Origin of the sequence: Halomonas sp. NCCP-2165, from assembly GCF_023708045.1 — a bacterium.
Taxonomy (GTDB): domain Bacteria; phylum Pseudomonadota; class Gammaproteobacteria; order Pseudomonadales; family Halomonadaceae; genus Bisbaumannia; species Bisbaumannia pacifica.
Window position 1 is genome coordinate 24,170 of sequence record NZ_BRCY01000021.1, and the last position, 25,691, is coordinate 49,860.

Consider the following 25,691-nt stretch of genomic DNA (forward strand, 5'->3'; position numbering starts at 1 on the left):
CTGCGGGGCTCCTTGGTTTTTGCCGTGCTTCCTATGCCGTGACGACTGGCGGCTTTACTGAAACGTCTCCAGGGTTTCCCGGTAGTCGAGAAAGTCCTCGCGGCGCTGGGCGATGCGCGCGCCGACGCTGGGGTCGCCGGTGCCCTCGGCGACTCGCTCGGCGATCTCCAACTGGCGAATGGCGCGGTCGATCTCGCCGCTGAGCTGCAGGTGCTCGGCGCGGGCCAGGTGGCCCCAGGCCTCTCGGCCGCTGCGTCCGGCGGCCTCGGCGAGCAGGGTGAAAAGCTGCGGGTCCTCGGCGTGCTCCTCGGTGAGGCGGCGCAGGAGGTGGTAGGCCTGGTCCGCGTCCTGCTGCAGCAGGGCCTCGGCCCGCAGGCGTTGCGCCGGCAGGTAGTCGGGCATCAGACGCAGCAGTCGCCGGCTGCGCTCCAGGGCCTCCTCGGTGCGACCCGCGCCGAAGGCGACCTCGGCGGCGCTGGCCGGCAGCAGGGCCAGGTCGGGCAGCTCCCGGGCCAGGCTGTCCAGCGTGGCCAGGGCGGCGTCGGTGCGCCCCTCCTCGGCGGCGATCAGCGCCTCGAGGTAGCGGTGTGCCTGGGCATCGGCGCCCTCCAGGCGGGTCAGGGCGCGGCGCGGCTCGTGGCGATGTATGGCCAGCAGGGCCCGGGCGCGGATCATGGCGTAGAGGGGGCCCGCGTCGTGGCCGGGGGCCATCGTCAGCCGCTCGGCGCGTGCCGCCACGTCGCCGAGACGGGATTCGGTCAGGGGGTGGGTAAGCAGGAACTCCGGCGGCATGCCGCCCTGGAGGCTGATCAACTGATGCATGGCGCGCAGCATGCGCACCATGGCCTGGGGATCGATGCCCGCCCGGGCCATGGCCTGCAGGCCGATACGGTCGGCCTCCTGTTCGAAGCGCCGGGAGTAGGCGAGCTGGTCCTGGATAAAGGCCGCCTGGGAGCCCATGGCCACGCCCATGCCGGCGTCGCCGCCACCGCTGGCGGCGATCAGCATGCCGGCCAGGAAGGCGGCCATGGCCGGCACCTGGGTCTGTTCGGCCCGCTCCATGCGTCGCGCATGGTGGCGCTGGGAGAGGTGGCCCAGCTCATGGGCGATCACCGAGGCGAAGGCGTCGCCATCCTCGGCGAAGGCGAAGAGGCCGGCATTCACTCCCACCACGCCGCCGGGCACGGCGAAGGCGTTGAGCTGGTGACTATCCACCAGTACCACCAGGGTGCGGGCATCGGGCAGCTCGCTATGGGGCAGCAGGCGGGCGATCTGCCGCTCCACATAGTCCCGGGCATGGGGATCGTCCAAGAGCGGTGCCCGGGCCCGGAACTGGCGCAGCCAGGCGCGTCCCAGTTGATGCTCGTCGGACAACGTGAGGCTGGCATGGCTGCCGCCCAGGCTGGGCAGGCCGCCGTCGTCGGCCTGGGCGGGAGAGGCGGGACTTCCCAGCAGCAGGGGGGCGGCGAGAAGCAGGGGGGCAAGGGTGCGCAGCATGACGGGTCCCGAACGGCGAGTGAAGGAGGCAGGGGCCTTGTTCTGACATTGATTCATTGGGCAAAGTGCCTTTAAATCCCTGGGGCGGCCGTGTGTCTTGGCGAGCCGTAAAGCGAATTCCGATAGCCCGGCAGGGGCCCTGTCCCTGCTTGCTTTGACTTCATATTCCGGGAGATCCCATGGCGCTGCAACCCGATGACCTTCTCGATGCCTGCGGTCTGCCGTGCCCCTTGCCGCTGCTCAAGGCCAAGCAGGCGCTCTCGCGGCTGGCACCCGGTCAACTACTGGAGGTGAGGGCCACCGATGCCGGCTCCTGGGCCGACTTCGAGACCTTCGTGGCGCATAGTGGCCACACCCTGGAGGCCCGCGAGGAGCGTGACGGCGTCTACCACTACTGGCTGCGCAAGGCCGACGGCGAGGCCGGCTCATGACCCTGAAGTCCGTCTTCAAGGGCTGGGTCGAGCACTACTTCTCCGACGAGGAGGCGGTGATCCTGCTGGTGGTGCTGGTGCTCGGCGTCGCCGCGGTGGTCTGGTTCGGCAAGATGCTGGCGCCTTTCTTTACCGCCCTGGTGATCGCCTTCCTGTTGCAGGGGGCGGTGAACTGGCTGGAGCGTCGTCGCCTGCCCCATCCGCTGGCGGTGATCCTGGTGTTCCTGGGCTTCGTCGGCCTGCTGCTGGCCATGGCCCTGGTCCTGATGCCGCTGATCTGGAATCAGCTGGTGACCCTGCTCCAGGAGATACCGCGGATGTTCGCCAGCAGCCAGCAGTGGCTGGATGAGCTGCAGATGCGCTATCCCACCCTGGTGACCCCGGACCAGGTGCAGGAGTGGATCGCCATGGCCGGGCGCGAGCTGACCCAGGTGGGACAGCGGGCCCTGAGCCTGTCGCTGGCCTCCCTGGGCAACCTGCTCGATCTGATCATCTACCTGGTGCTGGTGCCGATCCTGGTCTTCTTCATGCTCAAGGACCGCGACGGGCTGGTGGGCTTTCTGCTGTTGATGCTGCCGCGCCGCCGCGACCTGATGACGCGCATCTGGCAGGAGATGGATGCCCAGATCGCCAACTATGTGCGCGGCAAGTTCATCGAGATCATGATCGTCGGCAGCGTGGCCTTCCTGACCTTCGCCTTCTTCGGGCTGCCCTATTCGGCGCTGCTGGGGGTGCTGGTGGGCTTCTCGGTGTTGGTGCCCTATATCGGTGCCGCCGTGGCCACCCTGCCGGTGGCGGCGGTGGCGGGGTTCCATTTCGGGCTGAGCGACCAGTTCCTCTATGTGGTGCTGGCCTATGGCGTCATCCAGGCCCTGGACGGCAATGTGCTGGTGCCGGTGCTGTTTTCCGAGGCGGTCAACCTGCACCCGGTATCGATCATCGTGGCGGTGCTGTTCTTCGGCGGCATCTGGGGATTCTGGGGGATCTTCTTCGCGATCCCCCTGGCCACCCTGCTCAAGGCGCTGGTCTATGCCTGGCCGCGGGGGATCCAGGAGCGCCTCGAGAGCCAGTCGATGAGTCGGGAGGAGAGCGCCTAGCCGGCGAGTTCCTGGGCCGCTTCCAGCACCTCCTGGGCATGACCGGCGACCTTCACCTTGCGCCACTCCCGGGCCAGCTTGCCCTCGGCGTCGATCAGGAAGGTGCTGCGCTCTATCCCCAGGTGCTCCTTGCCATAGAGCTTCTTGAGCTTGATGACATCGAACAGACGGCAGAGCGTTTCGTCCTTGTCGGAGATCAGTTCGAAGTTGAAGCCCTGCTTGGCCTTGAAGTTCTCCTGGGCGCGGATGCCGTCCCGGGAAACGCCGAGAATCACGGTATCGGCGGCCTCGAAGTCGGCCTTGCGGTCGCGGAAGTCGCCGCCCTCGGTGGTACAGCCCGGGGTGCTGGCCTTGGGGTAGAAGTAGATCACCACCCGCTGGCCCTTCAATGCGGCGAGGTTGACGGTGGTATCGCCGGTGGCCTGGGCGGTGAAGTCGGGAACGGGCTGGCCGATGCTGACGCTCATGATGGGGCTCCTGGGTCGGTGAAATCCATGTACAAGGTCCGATTACACGCAAGGCGGCCGGCCCTGTAAAGGGCCAATCCCGCGCCGGCGCCCCCTCGGGTTCTGTACAGACTTTCGTCGCCTGAGTACCATCTAGGCCTATTGGGCGCCCTGCGCCATGTCGGGTCGTGCCGCCGAGTCGCGGCCAGGTGCCAGGCGGTTGTCGAGTTAAGAGGAAAGATCATGATCACAGGCAGTATCGTCGCCCTGGCGACGCCCATGAAGGTGGATGGCGAAATCGACTGGGAAGCGCTGCGCCGCCTGGTCAATTTCCACCTGGAGAATGGCACCGATGGCATCGTCGCCGCCGGCACCACCGGTGAGCCCACCACCATGTCCTTCGCCGAGCACTTCGATGTGATTCGCACCGTGGTGGAAGAGGTCAATGGCCGTATTCCGGTGATCGCCGGGACCGGCGCCAATGCCACCTCCGAGGCGGTGGAGCTGGCCCGTTATGCCGGCGAGGTGGGGGCCGACTACTGCCTGTCGGTCTGTCCCTACTACAACAAGCCGACCCAGGAAGGCCTCTACCGCCACTTCAAGGCGGTGGCCGAGGGCAGCAAGCTGCCGGTGATCCTCTACAACGTGCCCGGGCGCACCTGCTCCGATCTCTACAATGAGACGGTGCTGCGCCTGGCCGAGGTGGAGAATATCGTCGGTCTCAAGGATGCCACCGGCAACCTGGAGCGGGCCCAGGAGCTGATCGATCGCCTCAAGGGCAGTGGCTTCATGCTCTATTCCGGCGACGACGGCACCGCCTGCGACTACATGCTGATGGGCGGGCATGGCGATATCTCGGTGACCGCCAATGTGGCGCCCCGCGCCATGCACGACCTCTGCGTGACCGCCATGGCCGGCGATGCCGAGCGGGCCCACCAGATCAATACTCGGCTGATGCCGCTGCATACCGTGCTGGGGGTCGAGTCCAACCCGATTCCGGTCAAGTGGGCCCTGCACCGCATGGGGCTGGCCGAGGCGGGCATTCGCCTGCCCCTGACCTGGCTCTCCGAGAAGTACCACTCCACGGTGAGCGAGGCCCTGCAACTGGCGGGCCTGATCGAATCCTGAGGCCGCACGACACCGGCCACACAACTCAAGGTGGATGCATGAACCCTGCGCTGAAATGGACCCCGCTGGTCATGGCCCTGGCCCTGGCGACCGCCGGTTGCGCCCGCGACGGCTACTACCATGATCGCAACCTCGACTATGGCGAGGCGGAGGTCGTCGAGCCGCTACGCCTGCCGGGCGGCGTCGGTGGTGACGCCGGCGTGATGCCGGTACCCCAGGGGCGCATCGCCGCCTCGCTGGAAGACGCTCCCCGGCCGGTGGCGGGCGGGGCGCTGGATCGCGGCCCCGAGCATTTCGTCGAATCCCGGCAGCGGGGCGAGGAGCGCTGGCTGCAGGTGGCCGCGTCCCCCACCGCGGTGTGGCCGATGCTGGAGACCTTCGTCGAGCGCCAGGGCCTGGTCGTCACCGCTCGCGATGCCGGCCAGGGCACGATCGAGACTCCCCAGGGGCGCCTCAGCGTGCGGCGTGCCCTGAGTGGCGACGCCAGCGAGGTGCGCTGCGAGGCCGCCGGGCGCAGCCACGTCGCCTGCCTGAATGCCCTGGGAGGCTATTTCGAGCAGCAGGGGCAAAGCGCCAGTGCCGCGGCCCTGGCGCGTCGCGCCGGGGGCGCGTCCGGCCTGGCGGTGGAACCGCTGGGCGACGGCTGGGCACTGCGCGTGCCGGCGGACGCCGAGCGAGTCTGGAACGAGCTCGACTATCAGCTGGCCAGTGACTTCGATGACGCCGATTTCCAGCGTCTGCTGGAGCGTGACGCCACGGCTCGCGAGTTCCGGGTGGCCTATTTGCCGCAGCGCCTGCGCGGCCAGGGGGAGGGCATGCTGGCCACCCTGGCGATCTGGCGCGACGATCCCGAACCCCGCGCGGCGCGCCTGCGGGTCGAGGCCGAGGGCGGCGGGCAGAGCCGTGTCCGCGTCGCCGAGGGCCTCGAGGGCGCGGATCAGCGCGAGCTGCTGGAGCGCCTCGCCCGCCTGCTGCGTTGATGGCCGAGGCGAGCCTCCCCGAGGCGGGGCGCCTGAGCTTCGCCTCCCTGGGCAGCGGCAGCAAGGGCAATGCCACCCTGGTCAGCGACGGCGAGACGCGGCTGCTGATCGATTGCGGTTTCACCATGCGCGAGGCCGAACGGCGCCTGGCCGCCCTGGGACTGCATCCCGGGCAACTGGATGCCATCCTGGTGACCCATGAACACGGCGATCATATCGGCGGCGTCGGTCCCCTGGCCCGGCGTCACGATATCCCGGTCTACCTGACCCCGGGGACCTGGCGCGCCGGTCGCCTCGGCCGGGTGCCGCGGCACCACTGGATCACCCCCCAGGCCCGTTTCGCGATCAAGGGGCTGGAAATCGAGCCGGTGACCGTACCCCATGACGCCCGAGAACCGGTACAATTCTGCCTCTCGGGCGCCGGTCGCCGGCTCGGGGTGCTTACCGACCTGGGCCACCCCAGCGCCCATGTGGTGGAGGCCTTTCGTGGCTGCGATGCGCTGATCCTGGAGTGCAATCACGATCGCCGGCTGCTCGCCGAGGGGCCCTATCCGCCGAGGCTCAAGCGCCGCGTCGGCGGCGACTGGGGGCACCTGGCCAATGTGCAGGCGGCCCGGCTGCTCCAGGGGCTGGGACTGGATCGCCTGCAGCGCATCATCTGCTCTCACCTCTCGGAGCATAACAACCGTCCCGAGCTGGCCCTGGAGGCCCTGGTGCCGCTGCTCGACGGCGACGACCGCCGGCTGATGGTGGCCGCCCAGGACGAGGGCCTGGGCTGGCAAACCATCGCCTGACCCTTAATCACCGCTGCCGATGCCGGTCAGCATTTATCCGCGTTCCTCTTCGGAGATCCCCATGGAAAAGCGTCAAGAACTCTATGCCGGCAAGGCCAAGTCGGTTTATCTCACCGACGACCCGGACCGCCTGGTACTCACCTTCCGCGACGATACCAGCGCCTTCGACGGCAAGAAGAAGGAGGCCCTGGAGCGCAAGGGCATGGTCAATAACCGCTTCAATGCCTTTATCATGGAGAAGCTCCAGGCGGCGGGCATCCCCACCCACTTCGAGACCCTGCTCTCCGATACCGAGTGCGTGGTCAAGAAGCTGGAGATGATTCCGGTGGAGTGCGTGGTGCGCAATATCGCCGCCGGCAGCCTGGTCAAGCGCCTGGGCGTGGACGAGGGCCAGGCCCTGACGCCGCCCACCTTCGAGCTGTTCCTCAAGAACGACGAGAAGGGCGATCCCATGATCAACGAGTCCCTGGCCGAGACCTTCGGCTGGGCGACCCCCGAGCAACTGGCCGAGATGAAGGCGCTGACCTTCAAGGTCAATGCGGTGCTCAAGCAGCTGTTCGCCGACGGCGGCATGCTGCTGGTCGACTACAAGCTGGAGTTTGGCCTCTTCCACGGCGAGATAGTGCTGGGCGACGAGTTCTCCCCGGACGGCTGCCGGCTGTGGGACGCCGAGACCCGCGAGAAGCTCGACAAGGACCGCTTCCGCCAGGGCCTGGGCGGGGTGATCGAGGCCTACGAGGAGGTGGGTCGCCGGATCGGCGTAGAATTTAGCTGATCCCAGCGCCGCACTCGAGATAACGCCCTCCTTGTGAGGGCGTTGTCGTATCTATGCTACGCCGCCCCTATGATCAGCACCGCGGGAGTGGCTAAGGGGCGCTGGGGGCAGGGCAGAGCAAAGCGTCTTTATCATGGACGATAAAGTCGAGCTTCCATGGAGGGATTTACGGCGTCTTGGCGAGTCCTGTCCCCAGGGTCGCCCCGGGCCACTGTGCATAATCCGTGGCGAGGGCGTTGTCGTCTTAGGCGGGGACGATCTCCACCACCCGCAAGCCGTCCCCCGCGGCGCGAAAGCGCACGTCCACATCCCGCAGGCGCACGCCATAGAGGCGCTCGGCGTCGGCCTTGTCGCGATGGTAGGCGGGGCGCGGGTCCTGGGCCAGCACCTGGCATATCAGCGCGCTCAACTCGTCGCCGTCCGGGCGGCGGGCCAGGGCCGCCCGGGCCGCCGCCTCGAAGCCGACGGCGACCCGGGGCGGCGGCTCGGGGGCGAAGCCGGCGCGGGCCTCGGGGCGGGCCTCGGCCCAGGGCAGGTAGGGCTTGATATCCAGCACCGGGGTGCCGCTGACCAGGTCGCAGCCGGCCAGGCGCAGGCGCACCCCATCCCGGGTCTCGATGCCGGTGAGCTCCACCAGGGAGAGCCCCAGGCGGTTGGGGCGATGGGTACTGCGGCTGGCGAAGACCCCCACCTTGGCGTTACCCCCCAGGCGCGGCGGGCGTACCAGGGGCGTCCAGCGCGGCGGGCTCTGGTGGAAGACGAAGGTCAGCCAGAGGTGGCTGAAGGCATCCAGGCCGCGCACCGCCAGCGGGTCGGCATAGGCGCCCTCGAGGACCAGCTCGGCCCGCGCCGCCGGGGCCAGGCCCGGCTGGCGGGGGATGCCGAACTTGTCCGGGTAGTCGCTCTCGATGCGGCCGATCGCCTCCAGGGCAAAGGACTCGCTCGCCGGCGAGCTGGCCATACCCTAGCGGGCCTCCCAGGTCTCGGTCAGGCGCATCGACAGGTCGATGGCCTCCACGCCCTTGGTCAGGGCGCCGCTGGAGATACAGTCGACGCCTGTCTCGGCGATGGCGCGCAGGGTGGTGTCGTCGACATTGCCCGACGCCTCCAGGGTGGCGCGGCCGGCGGTGCGAGTCACCGCCTCGCGCAGCTCCCCCAGGTCGAAGTTGTCGAGCATGATGATATCGGCGCCCGCCGTCAGGGCCTGATCCAGCTCGTCGAAGGTTTCCACCTCCACCTCCACCGGCAGGTCGCTGGCGATATCCCGGGCCTCCTTCACCGCCGCGGCGATCCCGCCGCAGGCGGCGATATGGTTTTCCTTGATCAGGAAGGCATCATAGAGGCCGATGCGATGGTTGTGGCCACCGCCGCAGGTGACCGCGTATTTCTGAGCCAGGCGCAGGCCCGGCAGGGTCTTGCGGGTATCCAGCAGGCGCACGCCGGTGTCCTCGATCAGGTCCACATAGTGGCGGGTGCGGGTGGCGGTGGCGGAGAGGGTCTGCAGCAGGTTGAGCGCCGCCCGCTCGCCGGTGAGCAGGGTGCGGGCCGGGCCCTCCAGCTCCAGGAAGACGCTGTCCGCCGCCAGGCGGTCGCCGTCGGCGGCGTGCCAGGTCAGGCGAACCCGGGCGTCCAGGCGGCGGAAGACCTCGTCGACCCAGGCCACGCCGCACAGCACGCAGGCCTCCCGGGTCAGTACCCGGGCCTTGGCCCACTGCTGGGCGGGGATCAGCTCGGCGGTGATATCGCCGGGGCCGACGTCCTCCGCCAGCAGCCGGGCGGCGGCGTCGCGGATCTCTTCGGCGAGGGCGTGATGATAATGCATGGGGCCTGGCTCCGGGCTGGTGGGGGGATATGCCATACTGGCCGCCATTATAGGGAATCGAGGACGGGGGAGGCGAGATGATCGAGCAGGGCTGGTGGCAATCGGCGCGGCGGGTGGCCTCGTCCAACCATAATGCGCGGCCGGCGGGGGAGGTCTCGGCGGTGGTCCTGCACTCCATTAGCCTGCCGCCGGGGGAGTTCGGCGGCGAGCATATCGAGCGCCTCTTCACCAATACCCTGGACCCCGAGGCTCACCCCTTCTTCGCCGAGATCGCCGGCCTCCGGGTCTCGGCACACCTGTTGATTCGCCGCGATGGCGAGGCGGTGCAGTTCGTGCCCTTCGATCGGCGCGCCTGGCACGCCGGGCGCTCGCGCTGGTTCGATGGCCGCCGTTGGCGGGGTGAGCTCAACGACTTCTCGGTGGGCATCGAGCTGGAAGGAGACGAGGTCTCCCCCTACCGGGAGGCCCAGTATCGCACCCTGGCTCGGGCCCTGGCGGCCCTCTGCCGGGCCTATCCCGAGATCACCCCGCGACGCTTCACCAGCCATGCGCGGATCGCGCCGCTGCGCAAGACCGACCCGGGACCCGCCTTCGATTGGGCCTACCTGCGGCGCTGCTTGAGCGAGGGAATCGTGTAGCCTGACTACATGGTATGGCGCCTTGGTCTAGGCTGCCTGGGGGGCGCGCAACGCCTTGTGTTGCAGTGCAATGACGTATGTGGAAAAAATTTCCATGTTCGTTGTCATTGGCAGAAGCCAGCGTTTGCGGTATCTTCATGCCGGAATTCATGCGTCATTGACGCCGGTCTGTAAAAAACCTACAGCCTACCTTTTCCGGAGATGCGGCCCACCAGAAGGCCGCGCCCGCACTGAAGAGCGCCACACGCCCCTCGACCCCCGGGTGAGGGCAGACTGACAAAAAATCTTCATTTGGAGAGACGTCTATGAGTCTGGAGGCAAGAGAAGATCTTGATCCGGTCGAAACCCAGGAATGGTTGGAATCCCTGGAGTCCGTACTGGATCGTGAGGGCGAGGATCGCGCCCAGTTCCTGCTGAGCAACCTGGCCGACCGCCTGCGTCGCGACGGTATGCAGGTCCCCTTCTCGGTGACGACCCCCCACCGCAACAGCATCCCGGTGCACCGCGAGGCACGCATGCCCGGCGATCTGTTCATGGAGCGGCGTATTCGCTCTTTGATCCGCTACAACGCCATCGCCCAGGTGATCCGCAACAACCGCGCCAACCCGGGCGTGGGCGGCCATATCGCCAGCTTCATGTCGGCGGCCACCCTCTATGATGTGGGCTTCAACCACTTCTTCCGCGCCCCCAATGGTGACTTCGAGGGCGACCTGGTCTATATCCAGGGCCATGTGGCGCCGGGCATCTATGCGCGTGCCTTCCTGGAGGGGCGTCTCTCCGAGGCGCAGATGGACAAGTTCCGTCAGGAAGTGGATGGCGATGGCCTCTCCTCCTATCCGCACCCCTGGCTGATGCCGGACTTCTGGCAGTTCCCCACCGTGTCCATGGGGCTGGGGCCGATTCAGGCCATCTACCAGGCCCACGTCATGAAGTACCTGCATTCCCGCGAAATGAAGGACATGCACGATCGCAAGATCTGGTGCTTCATGGGCGACGGCGAGTGCGACGAACCGGAATCCCTGGGGGCCATCCACCTGGCCAGCCGCGAGAAGCTCGACAACCTGATCTTCGTGATCAACTGCAACCTGCAGCGTCTCGACGGCCCGGTGCGCGGCAACTCGCGGATCATGGACGAGCTGGAAGGCGTCTTCCGCGGTGCCGGCTGGAACGTCCAGAAGGTCGTCTGGGGCCGCTTCTGGGATCCGCTCTTCGAACAGGACAAGAAGGGCATGCTGCAGAAGCGCATGGACGAGGCGGTCGACGGCGACTACCAGAACTACAAGGCCAATGGCGGTGCCTATACCCGCGAGCACTTCTTCGGCAAGTACCCGGAGACCGCGGAACTGGTCAAGGACATGTCCGACGAGGACATCTGGCGCCTCAACCGCGGCGGTCACGACCCCTACAAGGTCTATGCGGCCTACCATGAGGCGGTCAACAACGCCAACGGGCGTCCCACCGTGATCCTGGCGCACACCGTCAAGGGCTACGGCATGGGTGCCGACGACGGCGAGGCGGCCAACGAGTCCCACCAGCTCAAGAGCATGGAGTACGAGGCCCTCAAGCGCTTCCGCGACCGCTTCGGCATCCCCATCTCCGACGAGCAGCTCAAGGACGTGCCGTACTACAAGCCGGCGGACGACTCCCCGGAAATGAAGTACATGCACCTGCAGCGCGAGCGGCTGGGCGGTTACCTGCCCCAGCGCCGCAGCGACTTCCAGGCGCTGGAGATCCCGTCCCTGGAGGACAAGACCTTCGCCTCCCAGACCGGCGGCTCCAAGGGCCGTGAAGTCTCCACCACCATGGCCTTCGTGCGGGTCCTCAACGGCCTGGTGAAGGACAAGAAGATCGGCAAGCAGGTGGTGCCGATCATCCCCGACGAGGCACGCACCTTCGGCATGGAGGGCATGTTCCGTCAGCTCGGTATCTACACCTCCGAGGGGCAGAAGTACGAGCCGGTGGACAAGGGCCAGATCATGTTCTACCGGGAGGACAAGAAGGGCCAGATCCTCGAGGAGGGCATCTCCGAGGCCGGCGCCATGTCCGCCTGGATCGCCGCCGCCACCTCCTACTCGAACAACAACCTGACGCTGCTGCCGTTCTACGTCTACTACTCGATGTTCGGCTTCCAGCGTATCGGCGACCTGGCCTGGGCCGCCGGTGACCTCCAGGCCCGCGGTTTCCTGGTCGGCGGCACCGCCGGTCGTACCACCCTCAACGGCGAGGGCCTGCAGCACCAGGATGGTCACGGTCATATCCTGGCCTCCACCATCCCCAACTGCCGCAGCTACGACCCCACCTATGCCCACGAGGTGGCGGTGATCGTCCAGGACGGCCTGAAGCGCATGTTCGCCGACAAGGAGAACTGCTTCTACTACCTGTCGGTGATGAACGAGAACTACGAGCATCCGGAGCTGGAGACCCTCCCGGCCGAGGACATCATCAAGGGCATGTACCTGCTGCGCGAGACCGAAGGCAAGAAGGGTCGCGTTCAGCTGCTGGGCTCCGGCACCATCCTCCGCGAGGTCGAGGCCGCCGCCGAGATGCTCGCCGAGGAGTGGGGCATCGGCGCCGACATCTGGAGCGTCACCAGCTTCAACGAGCTGCGTCGCGAGGCCCTGGAAGTGGACCGTCAGGCCTTCCTGCATCCGGAAGACGAGCCCGGCAAGCCGCATGTCACCCGGTGTCTGGAAGGTCGCGAAGGCCCGGCCATCGCTTCCACCGATTACATGAAGCTGTTCGCCGACCAGGTGCGTGCCTGGGTGCCCACCGACTACACCGTGCTGGGTACCGACGGCTACGGGCGCTCCGATACCCGCGAGAAGCTGCGTCACTTCTTCGAGGTCGACCGCTACTTCGTTACCGTGGCCGCGCTCAAGGCGCTGGCCGACCGGGGCGAGCTGGACCGCAAGGTGGTCAGCGAAGCGATCAAGAAGTACGGCATCGATCCGAGCAAGCCCAACCCCTTGTCGGTGTGAGCCGTTGACCAGCTAGCAGCAGGCGCCGGCCGGTACGACCGGTGCCTCCCCGACCGGGAGGCGGCGCCTGCGGCACGCAAGATTCGAGAGGAGCGCGACCTTGAGTAGCGAAATCATCAAAGTCCCCGACATCGGCGGAAGCGAAGGTGTCGAAATCATCGAGATCGCGGTGTCCGAAGGTGATGTGATCGAGGCCGAAGACACCCTGATTACCCTGGAGTCCGACAAGGCCAGCATGGACGTGCCGTCCCCCAAGGGCGGCAAGGTCGTGAAGGTCCTGGTCAAGGAGGGCGACAGCGTCTCCGAGGGCGACGATATCCTCGAGCTGGAAGCCGAGGGTGGTGGCGACGCCGAGCCCGCGCCGGCCGAGGCCGAGCCCCAGGCCTCCGCCCCCGAGGCGCCGGCCGCCGAGGAAGCCCAGCCCGCGGCCAAGCCCGCCGGTGGCAAGCAGACCGTGGAGATCCGGGTCCCCGACCTGGGCGGCTCCGCGGATGTGGAGATCATCGAGGTGGCGGTGGCCGAAGGCGAGGAGATCGCCGAGGAAGACACCCTGATCACCCTGGAGTCCGACAAGGCCTCCATGGACGTGCCCAGCCCCCATGGCGGCAAGCTGGTCAGCCTGGCCGTCAAGGTCGGCGATAGCGTCTCCGAGGGCGACCTGATCGGCACCATCGAGATCGAGGGCGGTGCCGAGGAGACCGCCGAGTCGGCGTCTCAGCCCCAGGCCGCCCCGGCCCAGGAGAGCGCCCCGGCCCAGGAGAGCGCCTCGGCGCCCGCCGAGCCGGCCGCCAGCGGCGAGCCCCAGCGCAAGGAGATCCGGGTGCCCGACCTCTCCGGCTCCAGCGACGTGCCGGTGATCGAGATCGCCGTGGCCGTGGGCGACGAGGTGGACGAGGAAGATGCCCTGGTCACCCTGGAGTCCGACAAGGCCTCCATGGACGTGCCGAGCCCCTACAAGGGCAAGCTCGTCGAGCTGTCGGTGAAGGAAGGTGATACCCTCAGCGAAGGCGATCTGATCGGTATCATCGAGACCGCCGGCGCCCCCGCCGCCGAACCGGCCAAGCCGGCCCCGCAAGCCGCTGCCGAGCCCGCCAAGGCGGCGCCTCAGGCGGCCAAGCCCGCGGTCCCCGCGGCCGGCCAGCCCGCTACCGGCCAGGCCCGTGATGGCAAGCGCGTGCACGCCGGTCCGGCGGTGCGCATGCTGGCCCGCGAGCTGGGCGTCGATCTCACCCAGGTGACCCCCAGCGGGCCCAAGGGGCGGATCGTCAAGGAGGACCTGCACGGCTACGTCAAGCAGGTCATCGCCAACCAGGGCAAGGGTCAGGCCGCGGCCCCCGCCGCTGCTGGTGCCGGCATCCCGCCGATTCCCGATCAGGACTTCAGCCAGTTCGGCGAGATCGAAGAGAAGCCGATGGGTCGCCTGATGAAGATGGGCGCCACCAACCTGCATCGTAGCTGGCTCAACGTGCCCCACGTCACCCAGTTCGACGAGGCGGACATCACCGAGCTGGAGGCCTTCCGCAAGTCCATGAAGGCCGAGGCGGAGGCCCAGGGGGCCAAGCTCACGCCGCTGCCCTTCCTGATCAAGGCCTGTGCCTTCGCGCTGCAGAAGTTCCCGCAGTTCAACGTCAGCCTGAAGAGCGACGGCGAGACCGTGGTGCATAAGAAGTACGTGCATATCGGCATCGCCGTGGACACCCCGGACGGCCTGATGGTGCCGGTGGTCCGCGACGCCGACAAGAAGTCGCTGATCGAGCTGGCCAAGGAGACCGTGGAGCTGGCCGGCAAGGCCCAGTCGAAGAAGCTCAAGCGCGAGGAGATGACCGGTGGTTGCTTCACCATCTCCAGCCTGGGCTCCATCGGCGGCACCGCCTTCACGCCCATCGTCAACGCCCCGGAGGTCGCCATCCTCGGCGTCTCCAAGGCGCAGATGAAGCCGGTGTGGAATGGTAGCGAGTTCGCGCCGCGGCTGATGATGCCGCTGTCGCTCTCCTACGACCACCGGGCGGTCAATGGCGCCGATGCGGCACGCTTCACCGCCTTCCTCGGTCAGCTGCTGACGGATATCCGTCGCCTGCTGCTCTGAGGCCGGACGCGAGTCCCGCCGACGGCGCCCGCTGGGCGCCGTCGGCGTTTTTGTCATGCAAAAGCGACATGGACGATGCAGCGGCGTCCAGACCAAAGTGCTAAATGCCGTACAATACCTTGTCGTTAAAGCAAAAAATGTTTTTATGGCGAGGGGGTGCGACGGCTTGCCGGCTTGTGTCGCCGTCGTCGCCCGGGTATCGTCTGCCAATTCCAATTTTTCGAAAAACTTTCTCAACTCGTCTCAAGGAGCATGATCGATGCGTCTTATCCTGTTGGGTGCCCCCGGGGCCGGCAAGGGAACCCAGGCTCAGTTCATCTGCGAGCGCTTCAAGATTCCCCAGATCTCCACCGGAGACATGCTGCGCGCCGCGGTCAAGGAAGGCAGTGAGCTGGGTCTCAAGGTCAAGGAGATCATGACCAGCGGTGGCCTGGTCTCCGATGAGATCATCATCGCCCTGGTCAAGGAGCGTATCGCTCAGCCCGACTGCGAGAACGGCTTCCTGTTCGATGGCTTCCCGCGCACCATTCCCCAGGCCGAGGCCATGAAGGACGCGGCGGTGAAGATCGACCATGTGCTGGAGATCGCCGTCGAGGACGAGGAGATCGTCAAGCGCCTGGCGGGTCGCCGCGTGCACCCGGGCTCCGGCCGCGTCTACCACGTGGCGTACAATCCGCCCAAGGAGGCCGGCAAGGACGACGTCACCGGCGAGGCGCTGATCCAGCGTGACGACGATCAGGAGGCCACGGTGCGCAACCGCCTGGCGGTCTACCACGATCAGACCGCGCCCCTGGTCGACTACTACCAGCAGTGGGCCCAGCAGGACGCCGCCGCCGCCCCGGCCTACCATCGGGTCGAAGGCGTGGGCAGCGTCGACGAGATCACCCGTCAGGTGATCGAGGCCCTGGAGGGCTAACTGGGAGGCTGAGCAAACCGCCTCCGCGCAGTATTCACGGGCCCGCCAATGGCGGGCCCGTGTCGTTTTCCCGTGTCGTTTTCCCCATGGGTAGGGCGGCGTATAATGCCGCCTCCACCCTTCACCACCCGTGACCGCCCTATGTCGACCCTGCTGGCCCTGGATGCCTCCTCGAGCGCCTGTTCCGCCGCCCTCTGGCATGACGGCGAGGTGACCGCCCGCTTCGTGGTGGCGCCCCGCGAACACACCCGTCGGCTGCTGCCCATGGCCCGGGAACTGCTCGCCGAGGCGGGGCTGCCGCTGAGCGCCCTGGACGCCCTGGCCTATGGTCGGGGGCCCGGTTCCTTCACCGGGTTGCGGATCGCCGCCGGCGCCGCCCAGGGCCTGGCCTATGGCCTGGAGCGGCCGCTGCTGGGGGTCTCGACCCTGGCGGCCCTGGCCCTGGCCGCCCATCGGCGCCTGCATCTGCGCCATGTGCTGCCGGCCCTGGACGCGCGCATGGGCGAGGTCTATGCGGCGGCCTACCACTGCGAGGCGGGGCGAGTCACCCTGATCGGCGAGGAGGCGGTGCTGCCGCCGGAGCGGCTGGCCCTACCGCTGGGGCAGGAGGAGCGCGACTGGGTCGGCGTGGGCTCCGGCTGGGCGCTATGGGATGCCATGCCGGCCACCCTGCAGGCCGGGGTGGGGCAGTGCCTGGTGGACGAGGAGCCCGGCGCCGAGGCCATGGTGCGCCTGGCCGCCGAGGCCTTCGCCGCCGGTGAAGGCGCGGCGCCGCATCGGGTGCAGCCGGTCTATCTGCGTGACCAGGTGGCCTGGAAGAAGAGCCGATGAGCCCGGACGAGGCGCCGCCGAGCCTGGCGGTGGCCGATGCCGCCCTGGCCGAGCGGCTGGGCCTGCCCCAGGGCGAACGGGCGACCCTGGTGCTGCGCCGGGAGGCGGGTTGGCTGGTGCTGGCCGGCGATCCTCGGGTCTATGGCAAGCCGCTGGCGGTGGACTTCCTGGCCGGCAAGGTCGCCCATCGTCGCCAATTCGGCGGCGGCCGGGGCCAGCTGGTGGCCAAGGCCTGTGGCCTCGGCAAGGGGGTGACCCCGCATATCGTCGATGCCACCGCGGGGCTCGGCCGCGACGCCTTCGTGCTGGCGAGCCTGGGGGCCCCGGTGTTGCTGGTCGAGCGGGTGGCGGCCATCGCCGCCCTGCTCGAGGACGGCCTGGCCCGGGCCGCCGGCGATCCGGAGGTGGGCGAGATCGTCGCGCGGATGCGCCTGGCCTGGGCCGATGCCGGCCGCGAACTGCCCGCCACCCTGGCGGCCACGGATTTCCCGCCCCAGGTGATTCACCTGGACCCGATGTTTCCTCACCGCGACAAGTCGGCGCTGGTCAAGAAGGAGATGCGGCTGTTCCGCGAGCTCGCCGGCGACGACGCCGACGCGCCGCGGCTGCTGGAGGCGGCCCTGGAGACGGCCACCCATCGGGTGGTGGTGAAGCGACCGCGCAAGGCGCCGCCCATCGCCGGCCCCGCTCCCCAGCATGTGCTGGAAGGCAAGACCAGCCGCTATGATCTATACGTCCGTCGGGCCCTAAAACCCTGATTCGTTAACTCGCTTCCGGCCCATCGTTATCCTCGCCGGCCTCGGCCAGCTCCGGCGAGCTAGTGTGGGAGTCCGGGTTCCCCGGACGATGGGCGCCGCAGGCGCCTTGGTGGTTGCCGGGATCGCCCTTCGGGCGATATCGCGCGGAATCCGCGCTCCCACCATGGTATTCACGCCAAAGTGCGAAGAGCCTTAACTCTCCTCCTGTCCGTCGTTATCCTCGCCGGCCTCGGCCAGCAGCATCAGCCGCTGGCGCAGGGCCGGGTCGAAGAGCTCCTGGGCGTGCCGGGCGGCCTCCTGCAGGGTGGCGCCATAGTGCACCCGGTCGTTATCCCGCCATACCCAGCCTTCCGCCTCCAGCCCCTCGAGCAGGGCGGCGAAGAGGCTGGCATCGAAGAATTCCGGGGCCGGCAGGCCGGAGAGCAGCGCCAGGCGTTCGGCGAGCTGGCGCCCCTGGTCGGCCAGGGCCTCCGCGGTGGCCCGGCCGCTGGGCTGGCGCAGCAGTACCGTGAGCAGCAGGAAGCCCCGGGCCAGGAAGGGCTCCACCAGGGCGCCGAGCTGATCCAGGGCGGCCTGGTCGGGAAGTGCCCGGGGTCGTTGCCAGCCAGCGCCCACCGCCTCCAGTAGCCCCAGCGCCGTCAGCTGGCCCAGTTGCTCGGTGATCGCCGCCGTCAGGTCCTCGGGGGCCGTGATGGCCAGCTCGCGCACCAGCAGCGGCCAGATCGGACTGAGCCGCTGTGCGAGGCCGGCGGCATCATGGCGTGGGGTATTGCGGAAGGCGAAGGCCACCAGGCCCGGCAGGGCGAAGCCGTGCAGCACATTGTTGCGATACCAGCCCAGTTGGGCGGCCTGGTCGGCGTCGGCCACCACCAGCTCGCCGAGGGCCTGGGGGCGGCGGCGGATCAGGCCCAGCCGCTCGGCGTGATCGATCCAGTCGCCGGGAGTGCCCTCGGGGGGCGCCAGGGGCTCGCCGGGGTGCGCCCGACCGAGGCGGGCCAGCAGGCGCAGCTGATGCGCCAGCCGGGGCGTCTCGATGACCCGCTGAGGGGTGGCCAGCATGGCCAGGGCCACCAGGTTGCTGGCGTTGAGGCGGGCGGCGGCATTGATGCGCCGGGAGAGCGCCTGCCCCAGGGCCGGCAAGGCCCGCCCCAGCCAGGTCGGCCGCCCCTGGGGGACGGCCCGGCGCCACTCGGGGCATTGGGCATCGAGCCAGTGATCCAGGATCAGCGGCTCGCCGCAGGCCACCGTCACCCGGCCGAAGGGCTCCCGCAGGCGCTTCAGGGTGCGCAGCAGGGCCAGCGGCGACTCCTTGCGCTTCGTCTCCCCGGCCAGCTCGCGACGGTAGCTGGCATTCTCCATCACCCGCTCGTAGCCGACGTAGACCGGCACGAAGGCCAGCGGCCGGGGGCGTCGTTGTTCCTGGATCAGCCGTGCCTGGGAGCGCAGGGTCATGGCCAGCATGCCATGCCGTGGCGCGAGCTGGCGGCCGCTGCGCGAGCGTCCGCCTTCGATGAAGTACTCCAGGGCGTGCCCCCGGGCCAGCAGGCGATGCAGGTAGGCGTCGAAGACCGCCGCATAGAGGCGGTTGTCGCGGAAGCTGCGGCGCATGAAGAAGGCGCCGCCGCGGCGCAGCAGGGGGCCGACGATCGGCATGTCGAGATTGCGGCCGGCGGCGATATGGGGCGGCATCAGCCCCTGGCGGTAGAGCACGTAGGAGAGCAGCAGGTAGTCGATATGGCTGCGGTGGCAGGGCACATAGACCAGGGTGTGATCACCGGCCAGGGCCTTGACCGCCTCCATGCCGGTGACCTCGACGCCATCGTAGAGCCGCGTCCAGAGACGCTTGAGCAACTGATCGAAGAAGCGCAGCACCGGGTAGGACATATTGGAGGCGATCTCGCGACCATAGCGCTGGGCGCGCCGGGTCAGCCGGGTGCGGGAGCGCTCCTGGGCCGCGGCCGCCTCGTCGATGGCGCGGCGCACCTCGGGGCTGGCCACCACGCTATCGATCAGGGTGCGGCGGTGGGAGAGGTCGGGCCCCAGGACTCGGGTGCGTACCCGGCGGAAGTGGACCCGCAGCAGTCGCCCCGCCTTGCGGGCCGTCAGCTCGGGGCGAGCCGGGTCGTGCAGCTCGTCCAGGCGCAGGGGCGCGCCGAAGACCACCTCCACGCTGCGGCCGTTGATCCCTACCGACAGCAGGCGCCTGAGGCGCCCGGTCAGGGCCCAGCTGTCCGCCGCCAGCAGTTTCCACAGGCCGAAGCGCTTGCCGGGGGCGCGGCCCCAGAAGATGCTCACCGGCACCAGTTGGGGGGCGGCGTCGGCCAGGCCTTCCGTCAGGGCCGCCAGGGGCGAGGGCGCGTGGCGGCGCCACCGCCGGCGGCGCGTCTCCGGCAGGCTCAGGATGGCCGAGGTGCCGGGAGGCGCATCCAGGGGCAGGCCATGCCGGCGGCACAGGTTCTCCAGCAGCAGGCGATCACTCAGCGCCCGGTGCGGCAGCACATAGCGGACGGGGCGTTCGGGATCGAGGGCCAGAGTCTCGGGCGCCGGGTCGCAGTGACGGAGCTCGACCCAGGCGCCGAGCAGGCGGCGCAATAGAGCGTGAAAGGGACGCCAGGCCATTCCATTGCCTTCGAGTTCGGGGGTGCCGCACTATTATACGCAGGCGGATCGGCGAAAGGAGAGGCGTATGCGGGGAGTCTGGCGGGACGGCAATCGCTTTACCCTGCTCCCGGAGGCGAGCCAGTTCCTGCCGGCCATGCTGGAGGCCCTGGAGGCGGCCGAGTCCTGGGTACTGGTGGAGCTCTACCTGATGGAATCGGGGCGCCTCGGCGACGCGGTGATCGAGGCCCTGGGACGTGCCGCGGGGCGCGGCGTGCGGGTGCTGTTGATGCTCGATGGCTATGGCGCCATGGGGCTAGCCGAGGCGGACCGGCGACGCCTCGCCGAGTTCGGCGTGGCGCTGCGCTTCTTCAACCCCCTGGGCTTCCATCTGCCGCTGGCGCACAACCTGACCCGGGACCACCGCAAGCTGGTGGTGGTGGATGGCCGTGTCGCCTTTACCGGCGGCTTCGGCGCCGTGGATGATTTCCTCCAGGCCTGGTACGAGGTGGCGGTGCGTATCGAGGGGCCAGTGGTGGCGGACTGGGTGCGACTCTTCTCGCGGCTCTGGGATTCCTCCCTGACCCGGGGCGCGGGGGAGGCGGCCCTGGTGCGTGGCCTGCGCCTGGCCCTGGCGGACGATGACGGCTACCAGGGCATGCGTGGCCGGGTGGTCTGGGGGCAGGGCTATCGTTACCAGGCGATTCGCCGCTCCCTGCATCGGCGGGTGTGGCAGGCGCGTCGGCGGCTGTGGATCTGCACCCCCTATTTCGTGCCTACCCTGGGGTTGCGGATCCGCCTGGCCCTGGCGGCGCGGCGCGGCGTGGATGTGCGCCTGCTGCTGCCCGGCGAGGCCCACGATCACCCCGGGGTACGCTATGCCGGCCAGCGCTTCTATGGTCGCCTGCTGCGGGCGGGCATCCGTATCTTCGAGTTCCAGCCCTCCTTTATTCACGCCAAGTTCTGCCTGGTGGACGACTGGAGTTCCATCGGCTCCTGCAACTTCGATCACTGGAGCCTGCACTGGAACCTGGAGGCCAATCAGGAGGTCGACGACCCGCGCTTCGCCCGGGAGGTGGCCGCCCTGTTCGAGCGCAACTTCGCCGCCAGCCAGGAAATTCACGCCGGCGCCTGGGCGCGGCGGCCCCGCTGGCAACGCCTCAAGGAGTGGCTGTTCGGTACCCTGGATGGTTGGCTGACCCGGCTTCGATAGGCTTGAAGCTGGAAGAAAGATTATCCCGATAAGGCCGGGAGTGGGGCATGGGGACCGAGCAAGGCGGCTCGCTCACCTTCGGGCCGAAACCCCGACGCTGCGCTCGCCGGCTGACGCGCAAGGGCCGGACCGAGGTCCCTCTCGCCGGCCCAAAATCGACATCCCTGTCGATTTGCGCTACCCAGCTCGCTGCGCGTCGGCGGCCCGACGAAATCGCTCGCCCGCCTTGCCCGGCCGCCTTGCCCGGTCGCCTTGCTGGCTTGGCCTCTTGCTTCTTCGTGCCTCGCTCTTCTTTCTCGATTACCGCTTACGGCTGCCCTGGCTCTTGCCGCTCTTGCCGCTCTTGCCGCTCTTGCCGCTCTTGGCGCCGGCGGGGCGCTTGCGCTGGGGGCTGGGCTTGGGCTTCTCCGGCGGCACCCGATAGAGCAGATAGAGGTCCAGCACCAGCTCCGGCAATTGGGCCACCAGCTCCTCCAGCTGACGGGGGCTGCCGGCCAGTTCGGCCATGTCGGGTTCGTCGTCGAACAGCCCCGACAGGGCCATAAAGGGCAGCAGCAGGGCCGCGGCGCTCTCCTCGTCGCCCTCGAACCAGGCCGCCTCGTCGAGGAACACCGCCTCCATGAAGCCAGCGCACCAGTCGCCGATGGGGGTCTCCTCCGGGGCAATGCCATCCAGGGTCAGCTCGAACAGCAGCTCCGGCAGCAGGCCCTGCTCCAGGGCCTCGATGGCGTTATGGCGCAGCTGCTCCAGCAGGGCCAGGACCCGCTCCCGTTCGGCGTCATCGGCGAAGTCGGGTTCGCCCTGGAAGAGTTCGGCGACCCAGGTGGCGGCGGGCACCTCGCGGGGGGCCACCGCCAGGGCCACCAGATAGCCATGGGTGCCGATCAGATCCAGGGCATCGGGCCCGACCCGCTCCGAGTCGAAGAAATCATCCAGGTAGTCCAGGGCATCGTCGTCGAGCAGGGGCTGGGGCAGGGGAGTCTCGGACATGGGGCTCTCGCTTGGGAAAGTCGCTGGGGGCCGGGGCAATCGGCCAGGCGCGCTGGACGCCGTCGGTCTGGCTCGGCATTCTAGCATCCATGCCGACACCCGCGCTGCTCACGCCCCCCGCCGAATCGCTCGCCGCCCTGGATGCCGGCGAGCTCGAGGCCTGCCTGCATCGCCAGGTGGAGGCGGCCTGGCGACTCTGCCGAGAGGTCCACCCCCGGCTGCCTCGCCCCCGGGTCTGGTGCGACCTGCGTGGCAAGAGCGCCGGCCAGGCCCACTTCGGGCGCGGCGGCCTGCGTTTCAATCCCGTGTTGCTGGACGAGAATCGCCACCCCTTCCTGGCCGAAGTAGTGCCCCACGAGATGGCCCACTGGCTGGTCTGGCACCTCGACGAGGGACCGCGACTTCGCCCCCATGGGCGCGAATGGCGCCAGGTGATGCGCGAGCTGTTCGGGCTGGAACCGCGCACCACGCACCGCTTCGATGTGGGACGAGCCAGTCCCATGCCCTTCGTCTATCGTTGCGCCTGTCGCGAGCATGGCTTCTCCGCGCGGCGTCATGCCCTGGCGCGGGGTGGTCGGCGTTATCGTTGTCGACATTGCGCTCAGACCTTGGTCTATGCGCCCGGATCGGTGGCGGGAAATTAAAAATAAGCTATTGTTATTTAAAAAGAAATTGTTTCTACCAATGTCTAAAGGGCGGCTCGGCGCGGGGCGGTATATGCTGGGCCTGTCTTTCAGGGTCGGCCAGACTCCATAACAACAGCGGCCGGCGGAATGAATTTGGATCACTCTCCGGGATAGGGGTAATACCATGACCGAGCAGCATGTCTATCCGGTGCGCGAGGAAATCGCCGCCAACGCCTGGGCCGATAACGAAAAATACCTGGCCATGTACCAGCAGTCGGTGGATGATCCCGAAGGCTTCTGGTCGGAACAGGCCAAACGCCTCGACTGGTTCAAGTCGCCGACCAGGATCAAGCACACCTCCTTCGCCCCCGATGACGTGGATATCCGCTGGTTCGAGGACGGCACCCTCAACGCCAGCGTCAACTGCCTCGATCGTCACCTGGAGACCCGCGGCGACCAGCCCGCCATCATCTGGGAAGGCGATGACCCCAACGACGCCAAGACCCTGACCTATCGCGAGGTCTATGAGCGCACCAACCAGTTGGCCAATGCCCTCAAGGCGCTGGGCGTCGGCAAGGGCGACGTGGTCACCCTCTATATGCCGATGATTCCCGAGGCGGCCATGGCCATGCTGGCCTGTGCGCGCATCGGCGCGGTTCACTCCGTGGTGTTCGGCGGCTTCTCTCCGGATGCCCTGGCCCAGCGGGTGATCGGCGCCAATTCCAAGCTGGTGATCACCGCCGACGAGTCGGTGCGCGGTGGCAAGCAGGTCCCCCTGAAGGACAACGTCGACGCGGCCCTGACCCGCCAGGGCGCCGAGGTGTGCGAAAAGGTGCTGGTGGTCAAGCGCACCGGCGGCGATATCGACTGGCACGAGGGGCGTGACGTCTGGTTCCACGAGGCCGTGGACGGTCAGTCCAGCGAGTGCGCCGCCGAGGAGATGAATGCCGAGGATCCGCTGTTCATCCTCTACACCTCCGGTTCCACCGGGGCACCCAAGGGCCTCAAGCACACCACCGGCGGCTACCTCACCTATGCCAGCCTGACCCACCAGTACGTCTTCGACTATCAGGACGGCGAGGTCTACTGGTGTACCGCCGACGTGGGCTGGGTCACCGGCCATAGCTATATCGTCTACGGGCCCCTGGCCAATGGCGCCATCACCCTGATGTTCGAGGGGGTGCCTAGCTACCCGACCCATGGCCGCATGGGCGAGATCGTCGACAAGCACAAGGTCAATATCCTCTATACCGCCCCCACCGCGGTGCGCGCCCTGATGGCCCATGGCGACAACGTCATGGACTCCAGCAAGCGCGACAGCCTGCGCCTGCTGGGCTCGGTGGGCGAACCCATCAATCCCGAGGCCTGGGAGTGGTTCTACCGGGTGATCGGCAATTCGAAGTGCCCGATCGTCGATACCTGGTGGCAGACCGAGACCGGCGGCATCATGATCGCCCCGCTGCCCGGCGCCACCGACCTCAAGCCGGGCTCGGCGACCCGCCCCTTCTTCGGCGTGCAGCCGGTACTGCTCGATAACGAAGGCCGGGTACTGGAGGGTGCCGTGGATGGCAACCTGGCGATCGCCGATTCCTGGCCCGGCCAGGCGCGCTCCATCTGGGGCGATCACGAGCGCTTCGTGCAGACCTACTTCTCCACCTACCAGGGCTACTACTTCACCGGTGACGGTTGCCGCCGCGACGAGGACGGCTACTACTGGATCACCGGCCGGGTCGATGACGTGCTCAACGTCTCCGGGCACCGTATGGGCACCGCCGAGATCGAGTCCTCCCTGGTGGCCCATGAGGCGGTGGCCGAGGCCGCGGTGGTCGGCTTCCCCCACGATATCAAGGGGCAGGGCATCTACATCTATGTGACCCTGGCCGATGGCGTGGAAGCCACCGAGGCGCTCAAGAAGGAATTGGCCCAGTGGGTGCGCAAGGACATCGGCCCCATCGCCACCCCGGACGTGATCCAGTGGGCGCCGGGCCTGCCCAAGACCCGCTCCGGCAAGATCATGCGGCGCATCCTGCGCAAGATCGCCGCCAACGAGTGCGATGGGCTGGGCGATACCAGCACCCTGGCCGACCCCTCGGTGGTGGACGAGCTGATCGAGCACCGCGCCAATCGGTAAATCGCGACGCCCCGGCCGGCCCGGGGTGATCGATTATCGACACCGGCCCAGGCGGCCGGTGTTTTTGTACCGGCAGCGGTAATGGCGTGGAAGGCGCGGGTTTGGGAATCACCGGCGCCTTGGGGTAACATGCCAGTCAGCCTTGGCGAAAGCGCCCCGCCGCTACGGCCGGCCCAAGATCCGGAGGAGATTCAATGGCCTTTGCCCAGAAATTCATCGTCGCCGATGACCATCCGCTGTTTCGTGCCGCCCTGACACAGGCACTGCGACAACTGGCGCCCCAGGCCGAGATCGTCGAAGCCGATACCATGGAAGCCACCACCGAGGTGGTGACCCGTCATCCGGATGCGGACCTGATCCTCCTCGACCTGCATATGCCGGGAGCCCACGGCTTTTCCGGCCTGATTCAGCTGCGTGGCCAGTCGCCGGATATCCCGGTGGCGGTGGTCTCCGGTAGCGACGAGCCCCATGTGGTGCGACGCGCCATCGACTACGGCGCCTCCGGTTTTATTCCCAAGTCCTCCTCCCTGCAGGCCATCGCCGAGGCGGTGGGCGAGATCCTCGAAGGGGAGGTGTGGCTGCCGCCGGAGCTGGCGGAGACCTTGGGCGAGTCCGACGAGGAGGAGGCCAAGTTCGCCGAGGCCATCGCCTCCCTGACGCCCCAGCAGTTCCGGGTGCTCAATATGCTGACCGAGGGCCTGCTCAACAAGCAGATCGCCTACGAGCTTAACGTCTCCGAGGCCACCATCAAGGCGCATGTGACCGCCATCCTGCGCAAGCTCGGCGTGCACTCCCGCACCCAGGCGGTGATCGCCGCCCAGAAACTCGAGGTGGAGCCGCCCAAGGTCGAGTCCTGACCGTCGGTCAGGAGCCGTAAGAGCGGCGCTTCGCGCCTGGAAGCTGGAAGAACAATCGCCCCCATGGCCCTGCCATGGGGGCGATTCACATTGGGCTGC

22 protein-coding genes are annotated in these 25,691 nt (G+C 68.0%); 16 read left to right on the forward strand and 6 right to left on the reverse strand.

Annotated features, from left to right (window positions below; all coding sequences use genetic code 11):
* Positions 1-54: 54 nt before the first annotated feature.
* A complete protein-coding gene (locus NFU04_RS11685; RefSeq protein ID WP_251309601.1) occupies positions 55-1,497 on the reverse strand; it encodes a M48 family metalloprotease in 1,443 nt (480 codons plus the stop codon).
* A 179-nt stretch (positions 1,498-1,676) separates the two neighbouring features.
* Here NFU04_RS11685 and NFU04_RS11690 point away from each other — a divergent pair, with 179 nt between their 5' ends.
* Together NFU04_RS11690 and NFU04_RS11695 are read left to right on the forward strand one after the other, a co-directional pair.
* Complete coding sequence (locus tag NFU04_RS11690) at positions 1,677-1,928, forward strand: sulfurtransferase TusA family protein (RefSeq protein WP_146803942.1); 252 nt, start codon at positions 1,677-1,679, stop codon at positions 1,926-1,928.
* The gene (locus tag NFU04_RS11695) at positions 1,925-3,025 is read left to right on the forward strand and encodes an AI-2E family transporter (RefSeq protein WP_251309602.1); all 1,101 of its coding nucleotides are present in this window, start codon (positions 1,925-1,927) and stop codon (positions 3,023-3,025) included. Before NFU04_RS11690 ends, NFU04_RS11695 begins: the two co-directional genes overlap by 4 nt.
* Here the strand turns inward: NFU04_RS11695 and NFU04_RS11700 are convergent.
* Entirely contained in the window at positions 3,022-3,492 is a 471-nt protein-coding gene (locus tag NFU04_RS11700; RefSeq protein ID WP_251309603.1) for a peroxiredoxin, read from the reverse strand. The two genes, NFU04_RS11695 and NFU04_RS11700, sit on opposite strands and share 4 nt — an antisense overlap.
* Positions 3,493-3,714: 222 nt before the next feature.
* Here NFU04_RS11700 and dapA point away from each other — a divergent pair, with 222 nt between their 5' ends.
* The 4 genes from dapA (at position 3,715) to purC (ending at position 7,148) form a co-directional block, all read left to right on the forward strand.
* On the forward strand, positions 3,715-4,599 hold the full coding sequence (gene dapA / locus NFU04_RS11705) for a 4-hydroxy-tetrahydrodipicolinate synthase (RefSeq protein ID WP_251309604.1): 885 nt from the start codon (positions 3,715-3,717) through the stop codon (positions 4,597-4,599).
* Between the two features lie 38 nt (positions 4,600-4,637).
* Complete coding sequence (locus tag NFU04_RS11710; RefSeq protein WP_251309605.1) at positions 4,638-5,579, forward strand: lipoprotein, NlpB; 942 nt, start codon at positions 4,638-4,640, stop codon at positions 5,577-5,579.
* Positions 5,579-6,373: an MBL fold metallo-hydrolase gene (locus NFU04_RS11715; protein ID WP_251309606.1), complete on the forward strand. Its 795-nt coding sequence runs from the start codon at positions 5,579-5,581 to the stop codon at positions 6,371-6,373. The genes NFU04_RS11710 and NFU04_RS11715 overlap by 1 nt, the downstream gene beginning before the upstream one ends.
* A gap of 61 nt (positions 6,374-6,434) precedes the next feature.
* A complete protein-coding gene (gene purC, locus NFU04_RS11720; RefSeq protein ID WP_251309607.1) occupies positions 6,435-7,148 on the forward strand; it encodes a phosphoribosylaminoimidazolesuccinocarboxamide synthase in 714 nt (237 codons plus the stop codon).
* A 244-nt stretch (positions 7,149-7,392) separates the two neighbouring features.
* Here purC and tsaA read toward each other — a convergent pair whose 3' ends face one another.
* On the reverse strand, positions 7,393-8,109 hold the full coding sequence (tsaA, locus tag NFU04_RS11725) for a tRNA (N6-threonylcarbamoyladenosine(37)-N6)-methyltransferase TrmO (protein ID WP_251309608.1): 717 nt from the start codon (positions 8,107-8,109) through the stop codon (positions 7,393-7,395).
* Positions 8,110-8,112: 3 nt separating this feature from the next.
* On the reverse strand, positions 8,113-8,970 hold the full coding sequence (nadC, locus tag NFU04_RS11730; RefSeq protein WP_251309609.1) for a carboxylating nicotinate-nucleotide diphosphorylase: 858 nt from the start codon (positions 8,968-8,970) through the stop codon (positions 8,113-8,115).
* Between the two features lie 77 nt (positions 8,971-9,047).
* Here nadC and ampD point away from each other — a divergent pair, with 77 nt between their 5' ends.
* The 6 genes from ampD to NFU04_RS11760 all read left to right on the forward strand — a co-directional run bounded on the left by ampD (position 9,048) and on the right by NFU04_RS11760 (position 17,177).
* Complete coding sequence (ampD, locus tag NFU04_RS11735; protein WP_251309610.1) at positions 9,048-9,608, forward strand: 1,6-anhydro-N-acetylmuramyl-L-alanine amidase AmpD; 561 nt, start codon at positions 9,048-9,050, stop codon at positions 9,606-9,608.
* Positions 9,609-9,913: 305 nt separating this feature from the next.
* Complete coding sequence (aceE, locus tag NFU04_RS11740; RefSeq protein ID WP_251309611.1) at positions 9,914-12,586, forward strand: pyruvate dehydrogenase (acetyl-transferring), homodimeric type; 2,673 nt, start codon at positions 9,914-9,916, stop codon at positions 12,584-12,586.
* A 100-nt stretch (positions 12,587-12,686) separates the two neighbouring features.
* A complete protein-coding gene (gene aceF, locus NFU04_RS11745) occupies positions 12,687-14,672 on the forward strand; it encodes a dihydrolipoyllysine-residue acetyltransferase (RefSeq protein ID WP_251309612.1) in 1,986 nt (661 codons plus the stop codon).
* 259 nt (positions 14,673-14,931) lie between these two features.
* Positions 14,932-15,588: an adenylate kinase gene (gene adk / locus NFU04_RS11750; protein WP_251309613.1), complete on the forward strand. Its 657-nt coding sequence runs from the start codon at positions 14,932-14,934 to the stop codon at positions 15,586-15,588.
* A 141-nt stretch (positions 15,589-15,729) separates the two neighbouring features.
* On the forward strand, positions 15,730-16,419 hold the full coding sequence (gene tsaB / locus NFU04_RS11755; protein ID WP_251309614.1) for a tRNA (adenosine(37)-N6)-threonylcarbamoyltransferase complex dimerization subunit type 1 TsaB: 690 nt from the start codon (positions 15,730-15,732) through the stop codon (positions 16,417-16,419).
* Positions 16,416-17,177, forward strand: a complete 762-nt coding sequence (locus NFU04_RS11760) for a class I SAM-dependent methyltransferase (RefSeq protein ID WP_251309615.1) — start codon at positions 16,416-16,418, stop codon at positions 17,175-17,177. Before tsaB ends, NFU04_RS11760 begins: the two co-directional genes overlap by 4 nt.
* Positions 17,178-17,369: 192 nt before the next feature.
* Here NFU04_RS11760 and plsB read toward each other — a convergent pair whose 3' ends face one another.
* The gene (gene plsB / locus NFU04_RS11765; RefSeq protein ID WP_251309616.1) at positions 17,370-19,796 is read right to left on the reverse strand and encodes a glycerol-3-phosphate 1-O-acyltransferase PlsB; all 2,427 of its coding nucleotides are present in this window, start codon (positions 19,794-19,796) and stop codon (positions 17,370-17,372) included.
* Between the two features lie 67 nt (positions 19,797-19,863).
* Here plsB and NFU04_RS11770 point away from each other — a divergent pair, with 67 nt between their 5' ends.
* Complete coding sequence (locus NFU04_RS11770) at positions 19,864-20,988, forward strand: phospholipase D-like domain-containing protein (RefSeq protein ID WP_251309617.1); 1,125 nt, start codon at positions 19,864-19,866, stop codon at positions 20,986-20,988.
* 300 nt (positions 20,989-21,288) lie between these two features.
* On the opposite strand, the gene NFU04_RS11775 is transcribed toward NFU04_RS11770, so the two are convergent.
* Entirely contained in the window at positions 21,289-21,978 is a 690-nt protein-coding gene (locus NFU04_RS11775; RefSeq protein WP_251309618.1) for a YecA/YgfB family protein, read from the reverse strand.
* An 89-nt stretch (positions 21,979-22,067) separates the two neighbouring features.
* Here NFU04_RS11775 and NFU04_RS11780 point away from each other — a divergent pair, with 89 nt between their 5' ends.
* The 3 genes from NFU04_RS11780 (at position 22,068) to NFU04_RS11790 (ending at position 25,592) form a co-directional block, all read left to right on the forward strand.
* Positions 22,068-22,622, forward strand: a complete 555-nt coding sequence (locus NFU04_RS11780) for a SprT-like domain-containing protein (protein ID WP_251309619.1) — start codon at positions 22,068-22,070, stop codon at positions 22,620-22,622.
* Positions 22,623-22,788: 166 nt separating this feature from the next.
* Positions 22,789-24,735 (forward strand): acetate--CoA ligase, encoded by a 1,947-nt coding sequence (acs, locus tag NFU04_RS11785; protein WP_251309620.1) that lies wholly within the window; start codon positions 22,789-22,791, stop codon positions 24,733-24,735.
* A 194-nt stretch (positions 24,736-24,929) separates the two neighbouring features.
* Positions 24,930-25,592, forward strand: coding sequence for a response regulator (locus tag NFU04_RS11790; protein ID WP_146803962.1), 663 nt, complete (start codon positions 24,930-24,932; stop codon positions 25,590-25,592).
* Positions 25,593-25,691 lie beyond the last annotated feature (99 nt).